A 21047-nucleotide genomic window follows, 5' to 3' on the forward strand; every position below is an offset into this window, starting at 1 on the left:
CGAGCTGAATGAACCAAGAACACCTGATCCTCAGCGCGCGGTCGTCGTGGTGCGAGCCGGATGAGCCCATCCTTTGGGCGGTTCCCGACCCGTACCACATTCCGTTGTTCGAGGTCGGTGGCCTCGACGAGCACGGCAAGAAGCGTCGCAGCATCGTCACCCGCGCCGCGTTCCAAGTGGGAGCTCTGCCGTTCCGCGTCAACGCGCTGATCAGCTGGGGTGACGAACCCGCCGACGACCGCAGTCAACCCTCGGCTGTGGTGTCGGCACGGGGTGTCGACACACTGGCCGTCCGGATGACGGGTACCGCAGGAGATGCCATCCCCGGGGCACTACCGGGAGTCCTCGTCGCCACACCACAGCGGTTGGCGCTGCTCGAGCTTCCCGAATACCCCGAAGGCTCACTCGACGTCCTGGACAAAGCCATGGACACGGTCATGAAGGTCACCGGCCCGGTCGGCAGGCTCGCGGACGACTTCGCGGGAACCATGAACTCCGCCATCAACGGCAAAGGACGCGCCTTCGACCACAAGGGGCAGACCCGCACTCTCGAAATCGTCGAACGAGCTTGCGTGAAAACGGACCAGATCGTGAACTGCGACGTCGTGCAACGCGAGTTCCGCTGGCTTGGATACGAGAAGGAACACCGCCACCGCCCCTACCTGCGAATCAACTTCGTCGATGGTTCTCGGCTCGATCTCCGGATCCCGGTGAAGACCGATCCGAACCGGGTTCTCGGGCTGGTACGCGGCAATGGGGGCAGCAGTTGGTAGCAACACCGAACGAACTCGCGCAGTTGGCTGCGCAGGGCTGGCTGCGCCAAGGCGAGTCGTTGCACCGGGTCTTCGAACGGCGACCCGGCTTTCTGGCATCCACAGTGGCCGGCAATGTGAAGGCACCGCACATTCCGGTCAACCCCGTTCCGAGGTGCAATCAAGCAGTGCCGGAGGACTACCTCAAGCCGTCGGAGCTCGTAGCGCGAGGCGAGCACCTCGGCGACGAGTGGGTGCATGATCGCGGGGTTCGAGGGTGGGCGACGGCCGCTGCCGGGCGCCAGCTCGCCGTGCAGGTCGCCGACATGCTGACGGCGGGCAACGGCTACGCCTGGTTGATCGCCACCACGCACCGCGCGGCCGTGGTCATCCCGGCCCAATTCGTCGACCAACCGGCAACGCCCCTGGTCACCTGGTGGGAGCAGCCCCCGAACGCGGTACGCGGCATCCGCGACGTGCTGTTGGGGCGAACGTTCTTCGGCGCCCCGTTCGCCTCCATCGACTTCGCCGACGGCTCCAACCTCCTGCTCCGGCAGTGACCCCTCGCCGCAGGCGTCGCGGATGACAGGAAGGTTCCCATGCTGCGGCCCCACTCGGGCCGTGGTGACAGGAAGGTTCCCATGCTCCACGCCGTCGGCAATGGCAGGAAAGTTCCCATGCTGCGCTGCATGCGGGCGGAGTGACGGGCACTCCGGCCGCCGCCGTGGTGGCAGGAAAGTTCCCATGCTTTCGCCGCGTCACAGCTGGGCGAGGGTTTTGATCGACGGCATGGCCGCCTTGCCCAGGCGGTCCACCGCGCGCTGGACGTGATCGCCCGGGTAGCGGAAGCGCAGTTGGTCCGGCACCGCCAGGCCGGTCGTCCTGAACCCGCACAGTCCGGCCGCGACCACCGGCGCCGGGTACGCCGGGCGGCCGTGCAACTTCCGCGCCCACCCCGGCAGCACCGAGTACGCGAGGTGTCCGAGGGGCAGGTAGCCGAGGTTCACCGGCAGCAGCCACCACGGCGCGAACGGCCGGTGCAGGAAGTCGTAGACCAGGTCGGAGTCGGCCGTCCGCTGCAGTTCGGGCCGGATCTGCTCGAAGTACTCCGCCATCGCGCGGGTCGAGCCGGGCACCTCCGCCGGGTCGAGCCCGACGAGGGCGGCCGCCCGGCGCTGTTCGTCGAAGTACCGGTCGAGCTGCGCATCGGTGAGCGGGAATCCCGCGCGCCGCACGACACCGGCGAACGATGCGACCTCGGCGCAATGCACCCAGCGCAGCAGGTCCGGGTCGTCCAAGCGGATCTCGGCGCCGGTTCTCCGATCGGTCGCGCTGAGCGTGCGGTGCACCCGGCGGACCCGTTCGCCCGCGGATTCGGCTTCGGCCGTCGTGCCGTAGGTCGTCGTGGCGACGAAGTTCCCGGTGCGCATCAGGCGTCCCAGCGGGTCTTCCCGGAACCGGGAGTTCTGCACGACGGCCGCCACCGCGCGCGGGTGCAACGCCTGCAGGTAGAGGCTGCAGATCCCGGCGATCCACATCGCCGGGTCGGCGTGCAGCTGCCAGGTCACGGTCTGCGGCCCGAACAATCCCTCGTCGCGCATCCGCCCTTCACCCGCCCAACATCAGCACCGGAACCAGTTGTTCGGCCGAGGTGAGCGAGCCGTGGTGACCGCGCAGCGCGGACTCCCCCGGCTCGATCACCGACCGGATCACCCCGGAATCGCGCATGATCGCCAGCACGTCGCCGATGCGCGGTCGCACCGAGTCGGCGACCACCGGGCCGAACCAGCCCTCGTCGATCGCCTGCTCGCCGGTGAGCACCATGCCACGATCGCCGATCGTCTCCCGCCAGGCGGCGTGCACATCGGCCAGCGCACCGGGCTCGACGTAGATGTGGCGGGCGCGGACCTCGCCGCCGAGGAGCCGGACACCGGCTCGCAATGCCGGGTCGGTGTCGGCGTCGACCGCCTCGCCGGGGTCGATCTCGACCATGCCGTGATCGGCGATCACGGTCAGCACCGCATCGCGCGGGAGGCGTTCGGCCAGCATCGCCACCAGGCGATCGATGACCGTCAGCTGCAGGCGCCACGGCAACGAGCCGGGGCCGTGGACGTGCCCGAGGAAGTCGAGGTGACCGTGGTAGCCGTAGCACAGCGCCGGGCCGTCAGCGCCCAACGCGGCGAGCAGTTCGGCGGCGAGATCGCCCAGGGCGCGCATGCCCCGGAAATCCGCGCCGCGAAAAGCGGCCCTGGTCAGCCCGGTGTTCGCGAATTCCGCAGGCACGACGGTCCGGACGTCGACGCCCGCTGCGGCCGCCCGTTCCAGCATCGTCGGCGTCGGTTGGGCCTGTTCCGGCGGCCACTGGTCGAGCAGGCTCCGACGGCCTCCGGCGGAATCACCCGTCGTGCCGTGGGTTCCCCAGCTCAGCGGGTGCAGCAGGCCGCCCGAGGGCTCGGCGAAGCTGTAGCCGACGAGACCGTGCTCGCCCGCGCACCGGCCGGTGCCCAGCGAGGTGATGCTGGTGACCGTCGTCGTCGGGAAACCGGCCTTCAACGGCGGCGACGTCAGCAGGCCGGCCATGAACGGCGCGTCTTCCGCGTGCTCGCGCAGCAGGTCCCGGCCGAGCCCGTCGATCAGCAACACGCCCGCGGTGCGGCAGGCCGGGAACCCGATGGTGTCGGAGAACCCGGCCACGTCCATCGCGCCGAGCAGCGATGGGAGGACGTCGGGCAGTGCGCGCCCGTCGTCGTCGGGGGCGACGATCCAGTCCATGGCGCCTTGCCTCTCTCGTGGGCGCGTGCGCCCACGACCGTCAGAATCCCATCGCCCGCCCGATGACTTCCTTCATGATCTCGGTGGTGCCGCCGTAGATCGTCTGGATCCGGGAATCCAGGTACGCCTTGGCGACCGGGTATTCCGTCATGTATCCGTAGCCGCCGTGCAGTTGCAGGCAGCGGTCCACGACCCGCTTGTTCAGCTCGCTGAGCCACCACTTGGCCATCGAGGCGTGCTCGTTGTCCAGTTCACCGCGAACGTGGTCCATGACGCAACGATCCGTGAACACCCGGCCGATCTCGACCTCGGTGGCCATCTCCGCCAGCTCGAACCGGATGTGCTGGAACTTGCCGATCGGGCGGCCGAACGCCGTGCGGTCGCGGCAGTAGTCCTTGGTGATGCCCAGGACCTTCTCGGCGGTGGCGGCCGAGGCGACCGCGATCGACAGCCGCTCCTGCGGCAGGTTCTGCATCAGGTAGATGAAGCCCTGCCCTTCCTCGCCGAGCAGGTTGCGCGCCGGCACCCGCACGTCGTTGAAGAACAGCTCCGCGGTGTCCTGCGACTTCTGGCCGATCTTGTCGAGGTTGCGGCCGCGTTCGAAGCCGGGCATGCCGCGCTCCACGACCAGCAGGCTGATGCCTTCATACCCGGCGTCCGGGTCGGTGCGGGCCACCACGATCACCAGGTCGGCGAGGATGCCATTGCTGATGAACGTCTTCTGCCCGTTGAGGACGAAGTGGTCGCCGTCGCGCACCGCCGTGGTGCGGATGCCCTGCAGGTCGCTGCCCGCACCGGGCTCCGTCATGGCGATGGCGGTGATGAGCTCGCCGCTGCAGAACCCGGGCAGCCAGCGCTGCTTCTGCTCGTCGGTGGCCAGCCTGATCAGGTACGGCGCGATGATGTCGTTGTGCAGCGGTGAGCCGAAGCCGGAAATGCCCGCGCCGACGAGTTCCTCGTCGAACACCACGTTGAACCGGAAGTCGTCGACGCCACCGCCGCCGTACTGCTCGTCGACGGCGAAGCCGAGCAGCCCCTGCGCTCCGGCGGCCAACCACGACTCGCGGCTGACGACCCCGGCGGCCTCCCACTCCTCGACGTGCGGCACGAGCTCCTTGTTGACGAAGGTGCGCACCGTCTCGCGGAATGCCTCGTGCTCGGGCTCGAACAATTCCCTGCGCATCGGTTCACGCCTCCTTTCGATGTTCACGCCGGGCGTGAGAGGAAGGGAACTTTCCTGTCACCACGGCCCCAGCCGGACGGAAGGATGGGAACCTTCCTGTCACCGACCGGCGGGGGCGGGTCGCGGTTTCGGGCCCGGGCGCCGGTTGCCGGCGAGTGCGAGGATGGGAACCTTTCTGCCATCCCCCGCCCACGCGGCGAGCGGTCGCGGCGGCGCCGCTCATCGGTCCCTCGAACCGAACGCACCGGATTCGAGCAGTTCCGGCGGGACCTTCCACTCCCGCAGCACCTCCTCGGTGTCCGCGCCCGCCTCGGCGACCGGCCCGGGCGGCGGGTTCGGGGTTCGGCTGAAGCGCGGTGCCGGTGCCGGCTGCAAGACACCGTCGCGTCGCACCAGGGTTTCCCGGGCCGCGACGTGGGGGTGGGTTTCGGCTTCTGCCATGGACAGCACCGGCGCGACGCACGCGTCGGAGCCGGCGAACAGTTCGGCCCACTCCTGCCTGGTTCGCTGCCGGAAGGTTGCGGCGAACCGTTCGCGCAGTGCCGGCCAGTTCGCGGGGTCGTCTCGGTCGGGCACCTCGCCCGCCAGCCCCAGCCGGTCCAGCAGTTCGGCGTAGAACTGCGGCTCCAGCGCGCCGACCGAGACGTATTCGCCGTCGGAGGTTTCGTAGACGTCGTAGTAGGGCGCACCGGTGTCCAGCAGGTTGGTGCCGCGGTCGGTCTTCCAGCCGCCGGTCGACAGGAAGCTGAACAGCATGGTGCCCAGGTGCGCGGCACCGTCCACAATGGCCGCGTCGACGACCTGCCCGCGACCGCTGGTGCGCGCTTCGAGCAGCGCCGCCAGCACACCGACCGCCAGGTACATCGCGCCGCCGCCGAAGTCGCCGAGCAGGTTCGCGGGAACCTGCGGCGGCCCGCCTTCACGGCCGATGGCGTGCAGCATGCCGCCGAGGGAGATGTAGTCGATGTCGTGCCCTGCGGTCGGCGCCAGCGGCCCGTGCTGACCCCAGCCGGTCATCCGTCCGTAGACCAGCTTCGGGTTGACCGCCCAGCACTGCTCCGGCCCCACGCCCAGGCGTTCGGTGACCCCGGGGCGCAGTCCTTCCAGCAGCACGTCCGCCCGCTCGGCCAGCGCCAGCACCGCCTCCGCGCCGCGTTCGTGCTTGAGGTCCACCTGCACCGATCGTTTGCCGCGGTTGAGCAGGTCGGTCTTGCCTCCGGCGGCAGTGGGCCGGTCCACTCTCACCACGTCGGCACCGAGATCGGACAGCAGCATCGCGCAGAACGGGGCCGGCCCGATCCCGGCGAGTTCGACGACTTTGATCCCTGCCAGCGGCCCGCCTGTTCCCGTCACGCCACACCTCTCCGCAGCCTGTGTCACGCACCACAAGTATCGCGACGCAATTAGTGTTACACCGTTGGTGTTACAGCGGTCAAGGCCTTGACCTGCCCCGGAAGACCTGCGTTCGGGGCGGGTCCGAGCAGACATGCATCACAGCACACGGAACACGCACTCGGCTCCCACGCAGCGCTCGCAGTGGTGCCGTCGGCGCGTGGAACGAGACGTCCGATTGCCGCCAGCCCGATGGCACTCCCGCCACAAGGATGGATCGCATGACGGCAACAACCTCGACGCATACCCGGATCGAACCCGGCATCCTCTACTTCGGGACACCGGTAGTGCTGATCTCCACGCTGAACGAAGACGGATCCGCCAACCTCGCCCCGATGTCATCGGCCTTCTGGCTCGGCTGGCGAGGCATGCTCGGGATGAGCGCCCACGCGAAGACCATGCAGAACATGCGGCGGACCGGCGAATGCGTTCTGAACCTGCCGTCCGATTCGCTCGTGTCCGCCGTTGACCGGCTGGCGTTGACCACGGGTTCGGATCCGGTTCCGCCCTACAAGTACGAAAGCGGCTACCGGTCCGAGCACGACAAGTTCGGCCGCGCGGGACTTACGCCGGTCGCCTCCGAAACGGTGTCGCCGCCGCGAGTGGCCGAGTGCCCGGTGGCGATGGAAGCCGTCGTCGAGGCAGAGCACCCGGTGGCCGAGGACGACGAGGCGCAGCGCGGCGGGATCGTGGTCCTCGAGGTGCGCATCCAGCGCGTGCACGTGCACGAGCAGATCCGCATGGAGGGAACCAGCGACCGCATCGACCCGGACGCGTGGCGACCGCTGATCATGAGCTTCCAGAAGTTCTACGGGCTCGGACCGCAGGTGCACCCGTCCAGGCTCGCGCAGATCCCGGAAGGGTTCTACCGCGGCCCGGACATCGAACGAGGACGAGAGGCCCCGACGCTGCGGGTCGGCTAGGACTTCGTGCGGATGGCCTGCTCTCGCGGACGCGAGTGCAGGCCATCCGCACGACCGACCAAGGCCCTGGGCGGACAGCGGGCGGCGGGCACCTTCGGACACCGTGATCAGAACTCGCAAGAACGTCGCCCGACCTGCTTGAACCCAGACAGCCGGGATCACAGCATCGATGAGACACCGTTGGTGTTACAGCGGTCGAGGAGTAACGTTGCGGCCATGCTCCGAACTGCGGACGAAGAGCTCACCATCGACGAACTGGCCGCCCGCGCCGGAGTCACCGTGCGCACCGTCCGGTTCTACTCCTCGCGCGGCCTGCTGCCGCCGCCGCGGCTGCGCGGTCGGCTCGGCCTCTACGGCGGCGACCACCTGGCCCGACTGGACCTGATCCGCGAACTGCAGGCACTCGGCTTCACGCTGTCGGCGATCGAACGCCACCTGGAGCGCATCCCGGCCGATGCCTCGCCGGACGAGCTCGCGCTGCAGCGCGCGCTGATCGCGCCGTGGACGGACGACCACGCCGAGGACTTGGAGCGCCACGAGCTCGATCGCCGCGCCGGCCGGCACCTCGACGACCGGCTGGTCGAGCAGCTCATCGAACTCGGAATGCTGCAACGGATTCCGGATTCGACGCGGCTCCGGCTGCCCAGCCCGGCGATGCTGGGCGTCGGCCTGCAGATCCTGGACCTCGACCTGCCGCTGGAAATGCTGTTGCAGGCCAAGGGAATCGTGGAGCGGCACACCGCGCAGATCGCGACCGAGCTGCGCGAACTGTTCGCCGCGAACGTGCTCCGCCCCTACGTCGAGCGCGGCCGACCGGAAGATGAGCGCGAGCGGGTCCGCGCGGCGACCGACCAGTTGCGACCGCTGACCATCCAGGTCCTGGTCAACGGATTCCAGCACGCCGTCAACGACGTGATCCGCGACCACGTCTGAATTGACCGGATCGGGCGGCCGATTCCGGCTTTCGGCGCTGGCCAACGACACCTCCCATGAGGTTTCATCTCGTCGTGACGCATGCCACACCCGAGCATGCGCGGAGGGGAGACCGGATGCGATGAGCGCCTCGGAAGCCTGGGCCACGGCCGCGTCGGAGACGACCATCCCGCAGCTGTTCTCGCGCAACGCCGCGGAGTTCCCGCAGCGCCCTGCGCTCACCGACAACGGGCGCGAGCCGCGCGCCTGGACCTGGGCCGAAGCGCGCCACGAGGTCCACGAGCTGGCCGCCGGGCTCGCGGCATTGGGCTTGCAAGCAGGCCAAACGATGCTGATCATGATGGCGAACCGCGCCGAGCACTGGCTGATCGATGTCGCGGCGACCCACATCGGCGCGGTGCCGAGCACCCTCTACCCCACGCTCAGCCAGGACCAGGTGCACTACATCGCCCAGCACAGCAGGGCCCGGGTCGTCGTGCTCGACGGCGCCGACCAGTTGCGGCGCTGGTCCAAAGTGCTGCGCAACGTGTCCACCATCGAGCACGTCGTGGTGCTGGACGAGGCGGCGATGGTGTCCGCGGATCACCGGTTCCGCACCTGGGAGCGCTTGCGGGTGCTCGGCGGACAGCGCTTGCGCGAAGAACCGGACCTGGTGCAGCGGACGGCGGCGGCAATCGCGCCGGACCACCCGGCCGCGATCCTCTACACCTCCGGCACCACCGGCGAGCAGAAGGGCGTAGTGCTCACGCACCGGAACATCTGCTTCGCGGCGGCAGCGCTGCACCAGATCACGCAGCCTGAGCGGCACGCACCGCGCCTGTGCTACCTGCCGCTGGCGCACATCGCGGAGCGGATGGTCGGGCTCTACGCCGCGATCCACGACGCCGCGCACGTGCACTTCTGCGCCGATCAAAGCCGGATCCTGGCCGCGCTGACCCACGCACGGCCTGCGCTCTTCTTCGGCGTTCCCCGGATTTGGGAGAAGCTCGCCGCAGCGCTCCAGAAGATCCCGGCCGAACAGCGCGCCAACCAGCAGGCGCTGCGCGCCCGCATCGGCTTGGACCGCGCCCTGTGGCCGTCCAGCGGCGCCGCCCCGATCGACACCGGCCTGCTGGAGTTCTTCAGCACGATCGGCTTGGACATCTTCGAGCTCTGGGGCATGACCGAAACCACCGGCTGCGCCACCACCAACTCCGCCGGTGCGCGCCGCCCCGGCACCGTGGGTCGCGCCGTGCCCGGCGTGGAGATCCGCACCGCGCCCGACGGCGAGGTGCTGGTGCGCGGCCCGTTGGTGTGCGCGGGATATCTGCAGCCCGACGGGGTGATCCGGCCGGCCGCCGACGCCGACGGCTGGCTTCGCACCGGCGACGTCGGCGTATTGGACGCCGACGGTTTCCTCACGATCAGCGGCCGGAAGAAGGAGCTGATCATCTCGGCCGGCGGCAAGAACATCGCGCCCACGGCGGTGGAGAACGCGCTCACGGCACATCCGCTGATCGGGCACGCGCTGGCGTTCGGGGATGGCCGCCCGTACCTCGTCGCACTGCTGGTGCTCGACGAGGACACCGCGCCGAAGTGGGCGCGCGAGCGCGGCATCGCCTTCCGGGACCGCGCCGACCTCGCCGCGCATCCCGCGGTCCGGTCCGCAGTGGAGGCCGCGGTGCGGGCCGCGAACGAACGGCTGAACCGGCCCGAACAGGTCAAGCGCTACCGGATTCTCGGCCAGCAGTGGGGCGTCGAAGGCGGCGAGCTGACCCCGACGCTGAAGCTCAAGCGCCGGGTGATCCACGACAAGTACGCCGACATCATCGACCAGCTCTACGGCGACTAACCGGCAGCGCGAGCATGGGAACTTTCCTGTCACCCCGGCCCCGGCAGCGCGAGCATGGGAACCTTCCTGTCACTTCCAGCCCGGTCAGTTGGCAGAAAGGTTCCCCTCCTGTCGTCTGACAGCAAGGGAACCTTTCTGTCACCACGGCTCATGACGGCCGCGAGGATGGGAACCTTCCTGTCATCCGGCCCTGCGGCTTGGCAGCATGGGAACCTTCCTGTCACCGAGGCCCGTGGCGGTCTGAGGCGGGGGCTTTCCGTCACCGTGACGACAAGCCAAGGTTCAGTACTCCGGCGCCTGTCTCGACGCCGCCGGGCGGCTGGTTCCGGTGGCACCAGCCGGCCCGGTGGCGGCCGGTCAGGTCGTCGCGGGTTCCGCTTCGCGGGCCCAGCGGGTCGGTTCTCCGGTGATGCCCAGGCACGCCACCGTGATCAGGGCGCCGATCACCAGGTAGACCGCGATCGGCCAGGACGCTCCGCCGGAGGCGGTCAGCAGTGCCGTCGCCACTACCGGCGACAGCCCGCCGCCCAGCACCGAGCCGCTCTGGTAGCCCAGGGACACGCCGGTGTAGCGGACCTTCGTGGCGAACAGTTCCGCGCAGAACGCCGCCATCGGGCCGAAGACCGCCGCCGAGCCCGCGTATCCCAGCGTCATCGCCAGCACGATCAGCGCCGGGTTCGCGGTGTCCAGCAGCCAGAACATCGGGAACGCGTACAGCGCCAGGAAAAGGCCGCCGCCGAGCATCACCTTGGTGCGGCCGAGCCGGTCGGACAGGTGTGAGAACAGCAGGATTCCGGCGATCTGCGCCGCCGATCCGCACAGGCTGCCGAGCAGCATCACGTCGCGGGTGACGCCGAGCTTCTCCGTTCCGTAGGTCAGCAGGAACGTGGTCAGGATGAAGATGAACGTGTTGAAGCCGAGGTTGACACCCGCCGACAGCACGATCTGCCGCCAGGAGCTGGAGAACGCCTCGGCGACCGGCAGGCGGGCCCGCTGTCCGCGTTCCCGGATCTTCGCGAACTCCGGGCTTTCGGCCAGCCGCAGCCGCACGTACAGGCCGACGCCCACGAGCACCAGGCTCACCAGGAAGGGGATCCGCCAGCCCCAGGTCAGGAACGCGTCGCCGGAGATCGCGGTCGCGCCGGCGAACGCCCCGGTGGCCAGGAACATGCCGCTCGGGGAGCCCAGGAAGGTCCACCCGCCGTACCAGCCGTGGCGGTGCGGCGGCGCGTGCTCGACGGCCATCAGCACCGCACCGCCCTGCTCGCCGCCGAGGAAGAAGCCCTGCACGAGCCGCAGCACCACGAGCATCACCGGCGCCCAGACCCCGACCTGCTGGTAGGTCGGGAGCAGCCCGATCGCTGCCGTGCACACGCCGGTCACGCTCAGCGTGATGACCAGCATCAGCTTGCGGCCCACCACGTCGCCGAAGTGCCCGATGACCGCCGCGCCGAGGGGCCGGGCGAGGAAGCCCGCGCCGAAGGTGGCGAACGCCAGCAACGCCCCCACCCAGGGGTCTCCCGCCGGGAAGAACAGCTTGTTGAACACCACGGCCGCGGCGGTGCCGTAGATCAGAAAGTCGTAGAGCTCGATGGTGTTGCCCACCGCGCTGGCGAACGCCGCCTTGCGCACCGTGGCGGTGTCCGGCCCCGCAGGTACCGTCGCCATCAGGTCTCCCGTCTGTTGCGGACACCGGAGAGCCGCCCGGCGTCACGTGGTTCCGCACCACAATGACCAGTGATCGACAAAAGGTCCACCACCTTATTGAGCAGGGCACCGCTTGTGGGCGACTTCCCGCCCTGCGGGGCAACGCCTTTTCGTGACGGGTCGTGATGGAAACCGGTTCGGGCGAACCACGTTTCAGTGATCCGCCGTCGCATCTGCCGCATTTCGCTCGGCCTCGGCGATAAAGAGAAGCGAATCGTCTGCTTCACCAACCCAGGAGGATTGACGAAATGGCTGCAAAACGGCTCATCGGCCGAACCTTGCTCGCCGCCGCCACGCTGGCCGGCACCGCGCTGGCCCCGGCGCTCGCCCACGCGGAACCCGCGTCGGCCGCGCACGGCAGCATGATTAACCTCTCGGTCCGCGGCGAAGGCCGCGACGACCTCCGGAGCGCGTTCCTGATGTGCGAGCCCGCCGGCGGCTCGCATCCGCACGCGCAAGACGCGTGTTCGGCGCTCAGAGACGTCAACGGCGACTTCAGCCTGCTCAGCACCGGTAACTCCACGTGTCCGCTGGTGTACCGACCGGTGACGCTCACCGCGCAGGGCAGGTGGCAGGGCAAGCCGGTCACCTTCGAGAAGACCTACTCGAACGAATGCGTCGCCGGAGCCGCGACCGGCAAGGTGTTCTCGTTCTGAGGCTGCTGTCGGGCCCCGCCGCGTGCGGGGCCCGACGCGTGCCGTGACCTGCGGAACACGCGCTCTCGCCGTACCGCCGTTCGGGTTACCGTGACCCCATGGCGACCGACCGAGAAGACTGCGATTCGCGATGGCCACGGCGGCTGTACCGGGACGGCTCCGATCCCGACCCGAGGTTCACCCTGGCCAACGAGCGCACCTTCCTGGCGTGGATCCGCACGGCGCTGGCGCTGATGGCCGGTGGCGTCGGCGTCGAGGCGCTGAGCGCGGCCACCGGTCAGCCGAGTCCACTGCGGACCGCGCTGGCGGTCCTGCTGCTGCTCGCCGGAGTGCTTTGCAGCGCAACGGCTTTCACGCGCTGGTGGACCACCGAGCGAGCGCTGCGGCGCGGCCGCCCGCTGCCTGCGCCGCGGCTGGCGCCGGTCCTCGGCTACGGGCTCGGCGCGATCGGCGTGGCCGCCTGCGTGCTCCTGTTCGTGACCGGGTTCTGACGTGACGCGCCCCGACGGGCCCTGGGATCCGGGGCTGCAGGTCGAGCGGACCACCCTCGCGTGGCTTCGCACCGCGCTGGCGTTCGTCGTCGGGATGCTGGTGCTGCTGCGGCTCCTCGCGCACGAGAGCGTCGTCGCGGCAGCGGTTTGTGCCGTGCTCACCCTGCCGCTCGGGCTTGCCATCAGCTGGCTCGTCTGGCACCGGCACCTCCGGGGCGAACGCAGGCTGCATGCCGAGACCTCGCTGCCCGGCGGGGTGCTGCCGGCGGCGGTCGCCGTCTTGGCGGTGCTCGCCGGCAGCTCCGGCCTGCTCTACGTGCTGTTCTCCTGAGTCAGGCGACCCGCAGTTCGATCTCGACGTTGCCGCGGATCGCGTTCGAGTACGGGCAGACCTGGTCCGCAGCGGCGACGAGTTCTTGCGCCTGCTCGCGCGGCACGCCCGGCAGGTCGACGACCAGGCCGACGCTGAGGCCGAATCCGCCGGCGTCGTTGCGGCCGATGCCGACCTGGGCGGTGACCGACGAATCGGCGATGTCGGCCTTGGCGCGGCGCGCCACCACCTGGAGCGCGCCGTGGAAGCACGCCGCGTATCCGGCGGCGAAGAGCTGTTCGGGGTTGGTCACCGCACCGCCCGAGCCGCCCATCTCCTTCGGCACCGCGAGGTCGAGGTCCAGGACGCCGTCCGAGGACCGGGTCCGGCCGTCCCGGCCCGCGCCGGTCGCCGTCGCTTCGGCCGTGTAGAGCACTGTCATCGCTGACCCTCCCGCTTGTCTTCCGCCTGTTGTTGCGCCGCCGAATCCAGGGCGGCCGTCAGGCGTTCCAATGTGGACTTCAGTTGGACGAGCTCGTCGACCTGCAGTCCGGTCGCGGCCACCATCCGGTCCGGGATGCACCGGGCCTGCACCCGCATTTCCGCACCGTCCGCCGTCAGCGCGACCGCCACGGACCGCTCGTCCGCGAAGCTGCGTTGACGTGTGATCAGGCCGCGCGCCTCCAGCCGCTTCAGCAGCGGCGACAAGGTGCCGGAGTCGAGCCGCAGGGCGGCGCCGAGCTCCTTGACCGTCGCCGACTCGTGCTCCCACAGCACCAGCATCACGAGGTACTGCGGGTAAGTGAGCCCGAGCTCTTCCAGGACCGGCCGGTACAGGCCGGTGAACGCCCGCGAAGCGCTGTACAGCGCGAAGCAGACCTGCCGGTCCAACGCCAACCTCGACTCATCCACACGGACAAGGTAGCTCGAAATTCAGTTGTACACAACTTGGTTGTGTACTGCCGATTGTGAGCATGGGAACTTTCCTGTCACCCGCCCCGCCCGCGGCCTGGCTGACAGCATGGGAACTTTCCTGTCACCCCACCCCCACGCAGCGAAGGGCCCTCGCCGCCGGGAGCCGGTGGCGAGGGCCCTTCACCTGCGTCGGATCACTTCTCCAGGCAGAACTCCTTGATCGGGTAGCCGACGTGGCGGTCCTCCGCCGGCAGGTAGCCGAGCAGCCGGTCGCCCGGCTTGAGCTCCGTGCTGTTGAGGACCACGCCGCCCGGACCCAGCACCCGGACGTGCCAGTCGTCCTGCAGGATCAGGTTCACCTGCTGGCCCGTGGTGCTGATCGCCTCGATCGAGATCAGCGGACGGCTCTCGATCTTGACGCGGCCGACCGTGACCACCCGGGTGCGGCCCTTGGTGTCCACCGCGAGCACCTTGCTGCCCGACTTCAGCTCGCTCAGGTAGTTGGTGCGGCCCTGGTGGGACACGGTGTAGGAGTGGATCGCCCCGGCGTTGACCCGGAACGGGCGGGTCGGCATGTACGGCAGCGGGTGCGTTTCGCTGACGCAGAGGATCATGCCCTTGGAGTGGGAGCCGACGAGGATGCCTTCGTCCTCGCGGAAGTAGGTGCAGGTGTCCACGCACGCCCGCTCGCCCATGCCGACGTGCTCGGTGCGCACCACCTCCAGCTCGGTCAGCTCCAGGTCGGCCGAGCCGCCCGCGGACGCCGCGACCAGGTCGGTGGCGTCGCCGACGCGCTGCGGCTTGAGCAGCACGCCGTCCGAGCCGTGCTCCAGGACGCCGAAGACGATCTCGGCCTCCTCCACGTCTTCGACGACCGTGACGATGCTGCCGGAGGCGCCGGCCGCGGCGGCGAGCACGATCTCCAGCGGGATCTTCGTCGGGTCGCGGAACCACAGCACGCTCCACCGCTGGGTGCGCGCCGCCTGGCAGGCGACCTCCAGCGTCGGCGCGTCGACGATCTCCACGAACGGCCCGAACTCGACGCCCGGGTGGCGGGCCGCCAGCACCGCCGGGTCGCCGTGGCGCTCCGGGTCGACGATCACCACGTCCGCCGGCCCCAGGTCGTCGGGCAGCGGTCCGCGCGGCAGCAGCACCTTGCGCACCGTCGGCGGCAGGTCGACCAGTTCGCCGGGCTCGTCGGCCACGATGGCGCTCACCCGCTGGTGCACCGCCTCCTCGACGATGGCGGTCTTGATCTCGGCGTCGACACCTCGGATGTCCAACCACGTCAGTCTCATCACGCGCTCCTCGGTCAGGTCTCGGTGACTGTTGGCGGAACTCGGTTTGCGCAGGCGGTCCCCCGCGCTGGGTGGGGCCGGGCTGGTCAGGAGGCCAGTTCCGGCACCAGGTCGTCGGTGAACTCGCGGGCGGGGTGGATCAGCGCCGCCACCCGGCGGGCCCGCTCCCCGGGGTCCGGGGCCTCGAAGATGTTGCGCCCCATCGCCACGCCTGCCGCGCCTGCGCGCAGCACCCCTTCGACGTGGGCGAGGACCTTCGCTTCGTCGTCGACGCGCGGGCCGCCCGCCGCGACGATCGGCGCGGGGCAGGAGTCCACCACTTCGGCCATGGCCTCGACCGTGCCCGGGTAGACGGTCTTGACCAGGTCCGCGCCCAGATCGGCCGCGAGGGTGGCCGCGTGCGCGACGAGCCGCACGTCGCGCGGGTCGATGATCTGCGGGCCGCGCGGATAGATCATCGCCATCAGCGGCAGGTTCCAGGCGTCGCACGCCTCCGCGACGGCGGCGAGGTCGGCGACCTGGCGGCGTTCCTCCGTCGAACCCAGGTTGACGTGCACGCTCACCGCGTCGGCGCCCAGCCGCAGCGCGGTTTCCACGCTGGCGACGAGGTACTTGGCGTCGGGGTCCGGCGCGTGCGCCGTGCTGGCGCTGAGGTGCACGATCAGCGACATGTTCACGAACGCCGCCGGGTCGATGTAGCGCAGCGCGCCCTTGTGCAGCACGATCGCGTCGACGCCGTTGGCGGCCAGCTGTGGCGTGAGGTTCGCCGGGCCGCCGGGCGTCGGTAACGGGCCATCGGTGACGGAGTGGTCCATCGGCACGAGGAGCAGGCGGTCGTCGCCGTTTCGCGACATCCGCCGGAGCCTCAGCTGCGCGCCGAACGATCGGGTGGTGGACACCGGGTCCTCCTGTTCACGAGGTGGGGACGGGATCGGGGCGGGGTCGGTCCAGTTCGAATTCGTCGTGCAGCGCGGCCACCGCCGCCGCGGTGTGCTCGGCCGGTACCAGCACCGAGACGCGCAACTGGTTGGTGTGCAAGGAGTTCGCGGGCACGCCCAGCTGTTCGAGGGTGCGCAGCACCCGTACGGCGTATTCCGGCCGGGTGAGCATTCCGGTGCCCAGCAAGGAGATCTTGCTGAGTTCGCGCTGCACCGCCACGTCGCGGCCGCCGTTCGGCACGGCCAGTTCCACCTGCCGCCGCACCTGGTGGACGGCGGTGCCGGCGACCGTGAAGCTCAGCGCCGGCCGGTCGTCCGCCCAGGTCACCAGGTCGACCGGGATGACCTGGTCGGCGATGGCGTGCAGCGCCCGGTGCGGGCGTTCCGGGTCGTCGGGGTCGAGCCGGATGGTGAACCGGGCGATGTCCGCGTCGTGGGTGATCGCGGCGACGAAGCCTTCCTTCTCCAGCATGCCGATGGGGCTCCCTCCGGTGATCGTGGTGCCGGGGCGGTCGTGCATGGCGCTCGCCACCAGCAGGGGCACGTTGCGGACCGCGGCGAGTTCCACGGCTCGCGCGTGCAGCACCCGCGCTCCGGCGAAGGCCATCTCGGCCATCAGCGGCGCCGCGATCTCCGGCAGCGGACGCGCCTGCGGAACCAGCCTGGGGTCGGCGGTGTAGACGGCGTCGACGTCTGTGTAGATCTCGCACCGGGCGTCGAGTGCGGCGGCGAGCGCCACCGCGGTCGTGTCGGAGCCGCCACGGCCCAGCGTGAACAGCTCCCCCGTGGTGTCGATGCCCTGGAAGCCGGCGACGACCACGACGGAGCCGCGTTCGAGGTGGGCGCGCACCGCCCGGGTGTCGATGGTGTCGATCAGGGCGGCGCCGTGCGGCCCGGTGGTCCGGATGCCCGCCTGCGCGCCGGTGAGCGAGACGGCTCGGGTGCCCCGGCGGTGCAGGGCGGTGGCCACCAGGGCGGCCGAGGCGACCTCGCCGGTGGCCAGCAGTTGGTCGGTTTCCCGCGGTGCGGGGTGCGGGTGTAGCTGCTTGGCGTCGGCCAGCAGGCGGTCGGTGGTGTCGCCGCGGGCCGAGACGACCGCGACCGTCGGGCGACCGGTCTGCCGGGCGGCGTCGATGCGCTCCGCCACCCGGCGAACGTGTTCGGCGGTGCTCAGCGAGGTGCCGCCGTACTTCTGCACCAATGGTTTCATCGACACCTCATCGCGAGGGGCGCGCCGCAGCCGACGCCGGGACGAAACGTTCTGTCGTGCAACATCTTTCTAATCGACCGCTTCGTCGAGGGGCATCGCGGGAACACGTGATTGTCGTGGTGGCGGGCTGATTTGCCGCGCGATATCACGGAAAGACGTGCTGCGCGGGGCATGCTCGCGGGCGTTGAATCGGGCGGTGCGTTGTCGGCCGGGAGATTCGAGGATGCCGTGCGATCGAGGGGAACTCCGATGCGGATCTGCGTGATCGGTGCGGGCCCGCGGGGCCTGATGGTGCTGGAGCGGATCTGTGCCAACAGCCGCGAACTCGTCGGCCCGGCGGAGCCGGTCGAGGTCCACCTGGTGGATCCGCACGTGGGTGCGGGTGGCCGGGTGTGGTGGACCGGGCAGAGCTCGCTGCTGCTGATGAACACGGTCGCCTCGCAGGTCACCGTGTTCACCGACGACAGCGTGGAGTGCGAGGGGCCCATCCGGCCCGGGCCGAGCCTGCACGAGTGGGCGCGCGCCGATCCGGACGAGGTGCCGCTCGGACCGGACGACTACCCGACGCGCGCCTCGTTCGGCCGCTACCTGGCGTGGTTCCTGGACCACGTGATCGCGACCGCGCCACCCAACGTGACCGTACGGCTGCACGCCGAGACCGCCGTCGCGCTGCAGGACGACGCGCAGCACCAGCGGGTCCGGCTCGCCGACGGCAGCGTGCTGGCCGCGGATGCCGTGGTGCTCGCGCAGGGGCACGTCGACGCCGAGTCCGCCGGTGCGCCGCGCGATCTCGCTGAGTTCGCGCGGCGGTACCGGTTGCGCTACGTGCCGCCGAGCAATCCGTCCGAAGTGGACCTTTCGTCGATCGTCCCTGGCGAGCCGGTCGGGCTTCGCGGTCTGGGCTTGAACTTCTTCGACTACCTGGCGCTGCTGACCGCCGGGCGCGGCGGCCGGTTCGTGCCGGCCGGCGGGAAGCTGCGCTACATCCCCTCCGGCCGCGAGCCGGTGTTGTACGCCGGTTCGCGCCGGGGCGTGCCGTACCAGGCGCGCGGGCGAAACCAGAAGGGCGTGTCGGGGCGGCATGAACCGCTGTTCCTGACGCCGGAGGTGATCGCCGGGCTTCAGCAGCGGGCCGCCGAGGGTGCTGCGCCGGGTTTCCTGGGCGACGTGTGGCCGCTGGTGTCCAAAGAGGTCCGCGCGGTGTACTACACGACCTGGATCGGGCAGCATCGCAGCGCGAGCACCGCCCGGGTCTTCCGCCGGGACTACCTGCGCGCGATCGACGACGAGATCGCCGAGCGCTGGGTGCTGCGCCGCTACGGCGTGCCGCTGGGCGAGTGGTGGGACTGGGACCGGGTGACGCGCCCCTGCGCCGGGCGGGTCTTCGCCGACCGCGACGAGTTCCACGGCTGGTTGCTGGAGCACCTGGAACGCGATCTTGTCGAGGCCGAGCTGGGCAACGTCGCCGGGCCGCTGAAGGCGGCGCTGGACGTGCTGCGGGATCTGCGCAACGAGATCCGGCTGGTCATCGACCACGGCGGGATCGCAGGCGGCTCCTACCGGGACGAGGTGCAGCGCTGGTACACCGGGGAGAACGCGTTCCTGTCGATCGGCCCGCCGGCGCGGCGGATCGCCGAGCTGATCGCGCTGATCGAGGCGGGCGTGGTGCACGTGCTCGGCCCTGGCATGCGGGTGTCGGCCGTGGATGCGTCGTTCGTGGTCTCCGCGCGCGACGTGGCGGCGCCGCCGGTGCCGGTGACGACGCTGATCGAGGCCCGGTTGCCGGAGCCGGACCTGGGGCGTTCTGCCGATCCGCTGCTGAGCTGGCTGCGCCGGACCGGGCAGTGCGTGGCGTACCGGATCGCCGATTCGGACGGTGCTTTCCGGACCGGTGGGCTGGCGGTGACGCGCCGCCCGTACCACCTGATCGACGCCGCCGGCCGGCCGCATCCGCGGCGCTTCGCGTTCGGGGTGCCGACCGAGGCCGTGCACTGGGTGACCGCGGCCGGGGCGCGGCCCGGCGTGAACTCCGTGAGCCTGGCCGACGCGGACAGCGTCGCGCGGGCGTGCCTGTCGGTGCCGCGCAGCGAGCCCGGCCCGCGGCGGGCCGCGTTGTACGCCGACTACCACAATCCGCTCGCCTGGTTGCCGACCAGCGCGCCGCGGCAGGCGCGTGAGGGGGCGGCCCGATGAGCCCCGGGTTGGATGCGGGCCTGCTTTCCCCGGTGTGGGCGGGTACTCCCGTGCACGCCGCGACCTCCGACGGCGCGTGGCTGGCGGCGATGTTGCGGGTGGAGGTGGCGCTGGCTCGGGTGCAGGCGCGGCTCGGGGTGATCCCGGAATCCGCGGTCGCGGTGATCGAGTCGGTGGCGCGGCCGGAGCGGTTCGACCTCGGCGAGCTGGCCGTGCGGGCGCGCGAGGCCGCCAACCCGGTGGTGCCGCTCGTGTCGACGCTGACCTCGCTGGTGGCCGCGGAAAGCCCGGCGGCCGCCGACCACGTGCACCGCGGCTGCACCAGTCAGGACGTGCTGGACACCGCGTCCATGCTGGTCACCAGGCGGGCGCTCGCCGAGATCGAGTCCTGTTTGGACCGTTGCGCGGACGCCTTCGCCGAGCTGGCGGAGCGGCATCGGGACACGCCGATGGCCGGCCGGACGCTGACGCAGCACGCGGTGCCGACGACGTTCGGGCTCAAGGCCGCCGGCTGGCTGGCCGGGGTCGGCGAGGCGCGCCGCCGGGTGCACCGGCTGCGCACCGAGGGGCTGCCGGTGTCCCTCGGCGGCGCGGGCGGCACCGCCGCCGCCTACGCGGCATATGCGCAGGCGGCCACCGGCGCCGATCTCGTGGGCGAGCTCGTCGAGGGCATGGCGGGAGAACTCGGGCTCGCGGTGCCGGCCGTGCCGTGGCACACGCAGCGGGTGCCGCTGGCGGATCTCGGCTGGGCGCTCAGCATCGTCGCCGGGGTGCTGGGCAAGTTCGGCGTGGACGTGCAGGTGCTGTGCCGCACCGAGGTCGGCGAGGCCGCCGAGCCGGGCCCGGCCGGGCGCGGGGCCTCGTCGGCGATGCCGCAGAAGCGCAATCCCGTGCTGTCGACGCTGGTCGTGGCCGCCGCGCGGCAGGTCGCCCCGGCGGCGGGGGTGCTGGCCCAGTGCATGCTCGCCGAGGACGAACGTCCGGCGGGGGCCTGGCATGCCGAGTGGCAGCCGTTGCGGGATTGCCTGCGCGCGGCCGGCGGCGCGGCGCACACTGCCGCCGAACTGGCCGAGGGCCTCGCGGTGTTCCCCGCCAGGATGCTGGAGAACCTGCACCAGACCGGTGGCGCGATCGTCGCCGAGCGGGTCAACGTCGCGCTGGCACCGGTGCTCGGCAAGGCCCGCGCGAAGCAGGTGCTGGCCCGGATCTCGGCCGAGGCCGCCGCCGGGCGCGGCACGTTCGACCAGCTGCTCGCGGGCGCACCCGAGCTCCGGGAGTCCGATGTGGACGCCGAGGCGGTGCGGGAGCTGCTCGCCCCGCAGAACTACCTCGGCGCGGCGTCCTGGTTCGTCACACGCGCCCTCGACGAGTACGCACCACCGTCCGGGTGAAGTTGGCGTTTTCGCGCGAAACCGGCGCTGCCCGTGAGGGCGGGGTGGCGGGTTCTCGCGAAAACCGCACCCCACCACGCTCCCGGAATCCTCCGACGGGGCGGTGACAGGAAACCCTCCTGGAACGACCCGGTCCTCGGGAAGCACCGAAC

20 protein-coding genes are annotated in these 21047 nt (G+C 70.7%); 10 read left to right on the forward strand and 10 right to left on the reverse strand.

What is annotated here, in order from left to right:
- Positions 1-104 precede the first annotated feature (104 nt).
- A complete protein-coding gene (locus tag AC07EQ_RS22645) occupies positions 105-773 on the forward strand; it encodes a hypothetical protein (protein WP_478389900.1) in 669 nt (222 codons plus the stop codon).
- 167 nt (positions 774-940) lie between these two features.
- Complete coding sequence (locus AC07EQ_RS22650; RefSeq protein ID WP_478389901.1) at positions 941-1312, forward strand: hypothetical protein; 372 nt, start codon at positions 941-943, stop codon at positions 1310-1312.
- 198 nt (positions 1313-1510) lie between these two features.
- Here the strand turns inward: AC07EQ_RS22650 and AC07EQ_RS22655 are convergent, their stop codons facing one another.
- The 4 genes from AC07EQ_RS22655 to AC07EQ_RS22670 all read right to left on the reverse strand — a co-directional run bounded on the left by AC07EQ_RS22655 (position 1511) and on the right by AC07EQ_RS22670 (position 6060).
- The gene (locus AC07EQ_RS22655) at positions 1511-2353 is read right to left on the reverse strand and encodes an oxygenase MpaB family protein (protein WP_478389902.1); all 843 of its coding nucleotides are present in this window, start codon (positions 2351-2353) and stop codon (positions 1511-1513) included.
- A gap of 7 nt (positions 2354-2360) precedes the next feature.
- On the reverse strand, positions 2361-3524 hold the full coding sequence (locus AC07EQ_RS22660; RefSeq protein WP_478389903.1) for an alkaline phosphatase family protein: 1164 nt from the start codon (positions 3522-3524) through the stop codon (positions 2361-2363).
- 40 nt (positions 3525-3564) lie between these two features.
- Positions 3565-4707 (reverse strand): acyl-CoA dehydrogenase family protein, encoded by a 1143-nt coding sequence (locus AC07EQ_RS22665; protein WP_478389904.1) that lies wholly within the window; start codon positions 4705-4707, stop codon positions 3565-3567.
- Between the two features lie 219 nt (positions 4708-4926).
- Entirely contained in the window at positions 4927-6060 is a 1134-nt protein-coding gene (locus AC07EQ_RS22670; RefSeq protein WP_478389905.1) for a CaiB/BaiF CoA transferase family protein, read from the reverse strand.
- Positions 6061-6320: 260 nt separating this feature from the next.
- Here AC07EQ_RS22670 and AC07EQ_RS22675 point away from each other — a divergent pair, with 260 nt between their 5' ends.
- From AC07EQ_RS22675 to AC07EQ_RS22685, 3 genes are all read left to right on the forward strand, one after another.
- The gene (locus tag AC07EQ_RS22675) at positions 6321-7022 is read left to right on the forward strand and encodes a flavin reductase family protein (protein ID WP_478389906.1); all 702 of its coding nucleotides are present in this window, start codon (positions 6321-6323) and stop codon (positions 7020-7022) included.
- A 216-nt stretch (positions 7023-7238) separates the two neighbouring features.
- Positions 7239-7955: a MerR family transcriptional regulator gene (locus AC07EQ_RS22680; RefSeq protein ID WP_478389907.1), complete on the forward strand. Its 717-nt coding sequence runs from the start codon at positions 7239-7241 to the stop codon at positions 7953-7955.
- 121 nt (positions 7956-8076) lie between these two features.
- A complete protein-coding gene (locus AC07EQ_RS22685) occupies positions 8077-9786 on the forward strand; it encodes an AMP-dependent synthetase/ligase (protein WP_478389908.1) in 1710 nt (569 codons plus the stop codon).
- Between the two features lie 357 nt (positions 9787-10143).
- On the opposite strand, the gene AC07EQ_RS22690 is transcribed toward AC07EQ_RS22685, so the two are convergent.
- Positions 10144-11454, reverse strand: a complete 1311-nt coding sequence (locus tag AC07EQ_RS22690) for an MFS transporter (protein ID WP_478389909.1) — start codon at positions 11452-11454, stop codon at positions 10144-10146.
- Positions 11455-11741: 287 nt separating this feature from the next.
- Between AC07EQ_RS22690 and AC07EQ_RS22695 the strand changes: the two genes are divergently transcribed.
- From AC07EQ_RS22695 to AC07EQ_RS22705, 3 genes are all read left to right on the forward strand, one after another.
- The gene (locus AC07EQ_RS22695) at positions 11742-12149 is read left to right on the forward strand and encodes an SSI family serine proteinase inhibitor (protein WP_478389910.1); all 408 of its coding nucleotides are present in this window, start codon (positions 11742-11744) and stop codon (positions 12147-12149) included.
- A gap of 98 nt (positions 12150-12247) precedes the next feature.
- Positions 12248-12640: a YidH family protein gene (locus tag AC07EQ_RS22700; RefSeq protein ID WP_132491162.1), complete on the forward strand. Its 393-nt coding sequence runs from the start codon at positions 12248-12250 to the stop codon at positions 12638-12640.
- 1 nt (position 12641) lies between these two features.
- Positions 12642-12971 (forward strand): DUF202 domain-containing protein, encoded by a 330-nt coding sequence (locus AC07EQ_RS22705; protein ID WP_478389911.1) that lies wholly within the window; start codon positions 12642-12644, stop codon positions 12969-12971.
- 1 nt (position 12972) lies between these two features.
- Here the strand turns inward: AC07EQ_RS22705 and AC07EQ_RS22710 are convergent, their stop codons facing one another.
- The 5 genes from AC07EQ_RS22710 to AC07EQ_RS22730 all read right to left on the reverse strand — a co-directional run bounded on the left by AC07EQ_RS22710 (position 12973) and on the right by AC07EQ_RS22730 (position 17311).
- Positions 12973-13392 carry an organic hydroperoxide resistance protein gene (locus AC07EQ_RS22710; protein ID WP_478389912.1) on the reverse strand — a complete coding sequence of 140 codons (420 nt, stop codon included), beginning with the start codon at positions 13390-13392 and terminating at the stop codon, positions 12973-12975.
- Positions 13389-13862, reverse strand: a complete 474-nt coding sequence (locus tag AC07EQ_RS22715; RefSeq protein ID WP_478389913.1) for a MarR family winged helix-turn-helix transcriptional regulator — start codon at positions 13860-13862, stop codon at positions 13389-13391. Before AC07EQ_RS22715 ends, AC07EQ_RS22710 begins: the two co-directional genes overlap by 4 nt.
- 197 nt (positions 13863-14059) lie before the next feature.
- Positions 14060-15163 (reverse strand): 3-dehydroquinate synthase II family protein, encoded by a 1104-nt coding sequence (locus AC07EQ_RS22720; protein ID WP_478389914.1) that lies wholly within the window; start codon positions 15161-15163, stop codon positions 14060-14062.
- Between the two features lie 86 nt (positions 15164-15249).
- Positions 15250-16062: a 2-amino-3,7-dideoxy-D-threo-hept-6-ulosonate synthase gene (locus AC07EQ_RS22725; RefSeq protein ID WP_478389915.1), complete on the reverse strand. Its 813-nt coding sequence runs from the start codon at positions 16060-16062 to the stop codon at positions 15250-15252.
- A gap of 13 nt (positions 16063-16075) precedes the next feature.
- A complete protein-coding gene (locus AC07EQ_RS22730; RefSeq protein WP_478389916.1) occupies positions 16076-17311 on the reverse strand; it encodes an aspartate kinase in 1236 nt (411 codons plus the stop codon).
- A gap of 249 nt (positions 17312-17560) precedes the next feature.
- On the opposite strand from AC07EQ_RS22730, the gene AC07EQ_RS22735 reads away from it, so the two are divergent.
- Both AC07EQ_RS22735 and pcaB read left to right on the forward strand, forming a co-directional pair.
- On the forward strand, positions 17561-19504 hold the full coding sequence (locus AC07EQ_RS22735; RefSeq protein ID WP_478389917.1) for an FAD/NAD(P)-binding protein: 1944 nt from the start codon (positions 17561-17563) through the stop codon (positions 19502-19504).
- Positions 19501-20895: a 3-carboxy-cis,cis-muconate cycloisomerase gene (pcaB, locus tag AC07EQ_RS22740; RefSeq protein WP_478389918.1), complete on the forward strand. Its 1395-nt coding sequence runs from the start codon at positions 19501-19503 to the stop codon at positions 20893-20895. Before AC07EQ_RS22735 ends, pcaB begins: the two co-directional genes overlap by 4 nt.
- Positions 20896-21047 lie beyond the last annotated feature (152 nt).

It is taken from the genome of Saccharopolyspora sp. NPDC045839 (assembly GCF_056431645.1).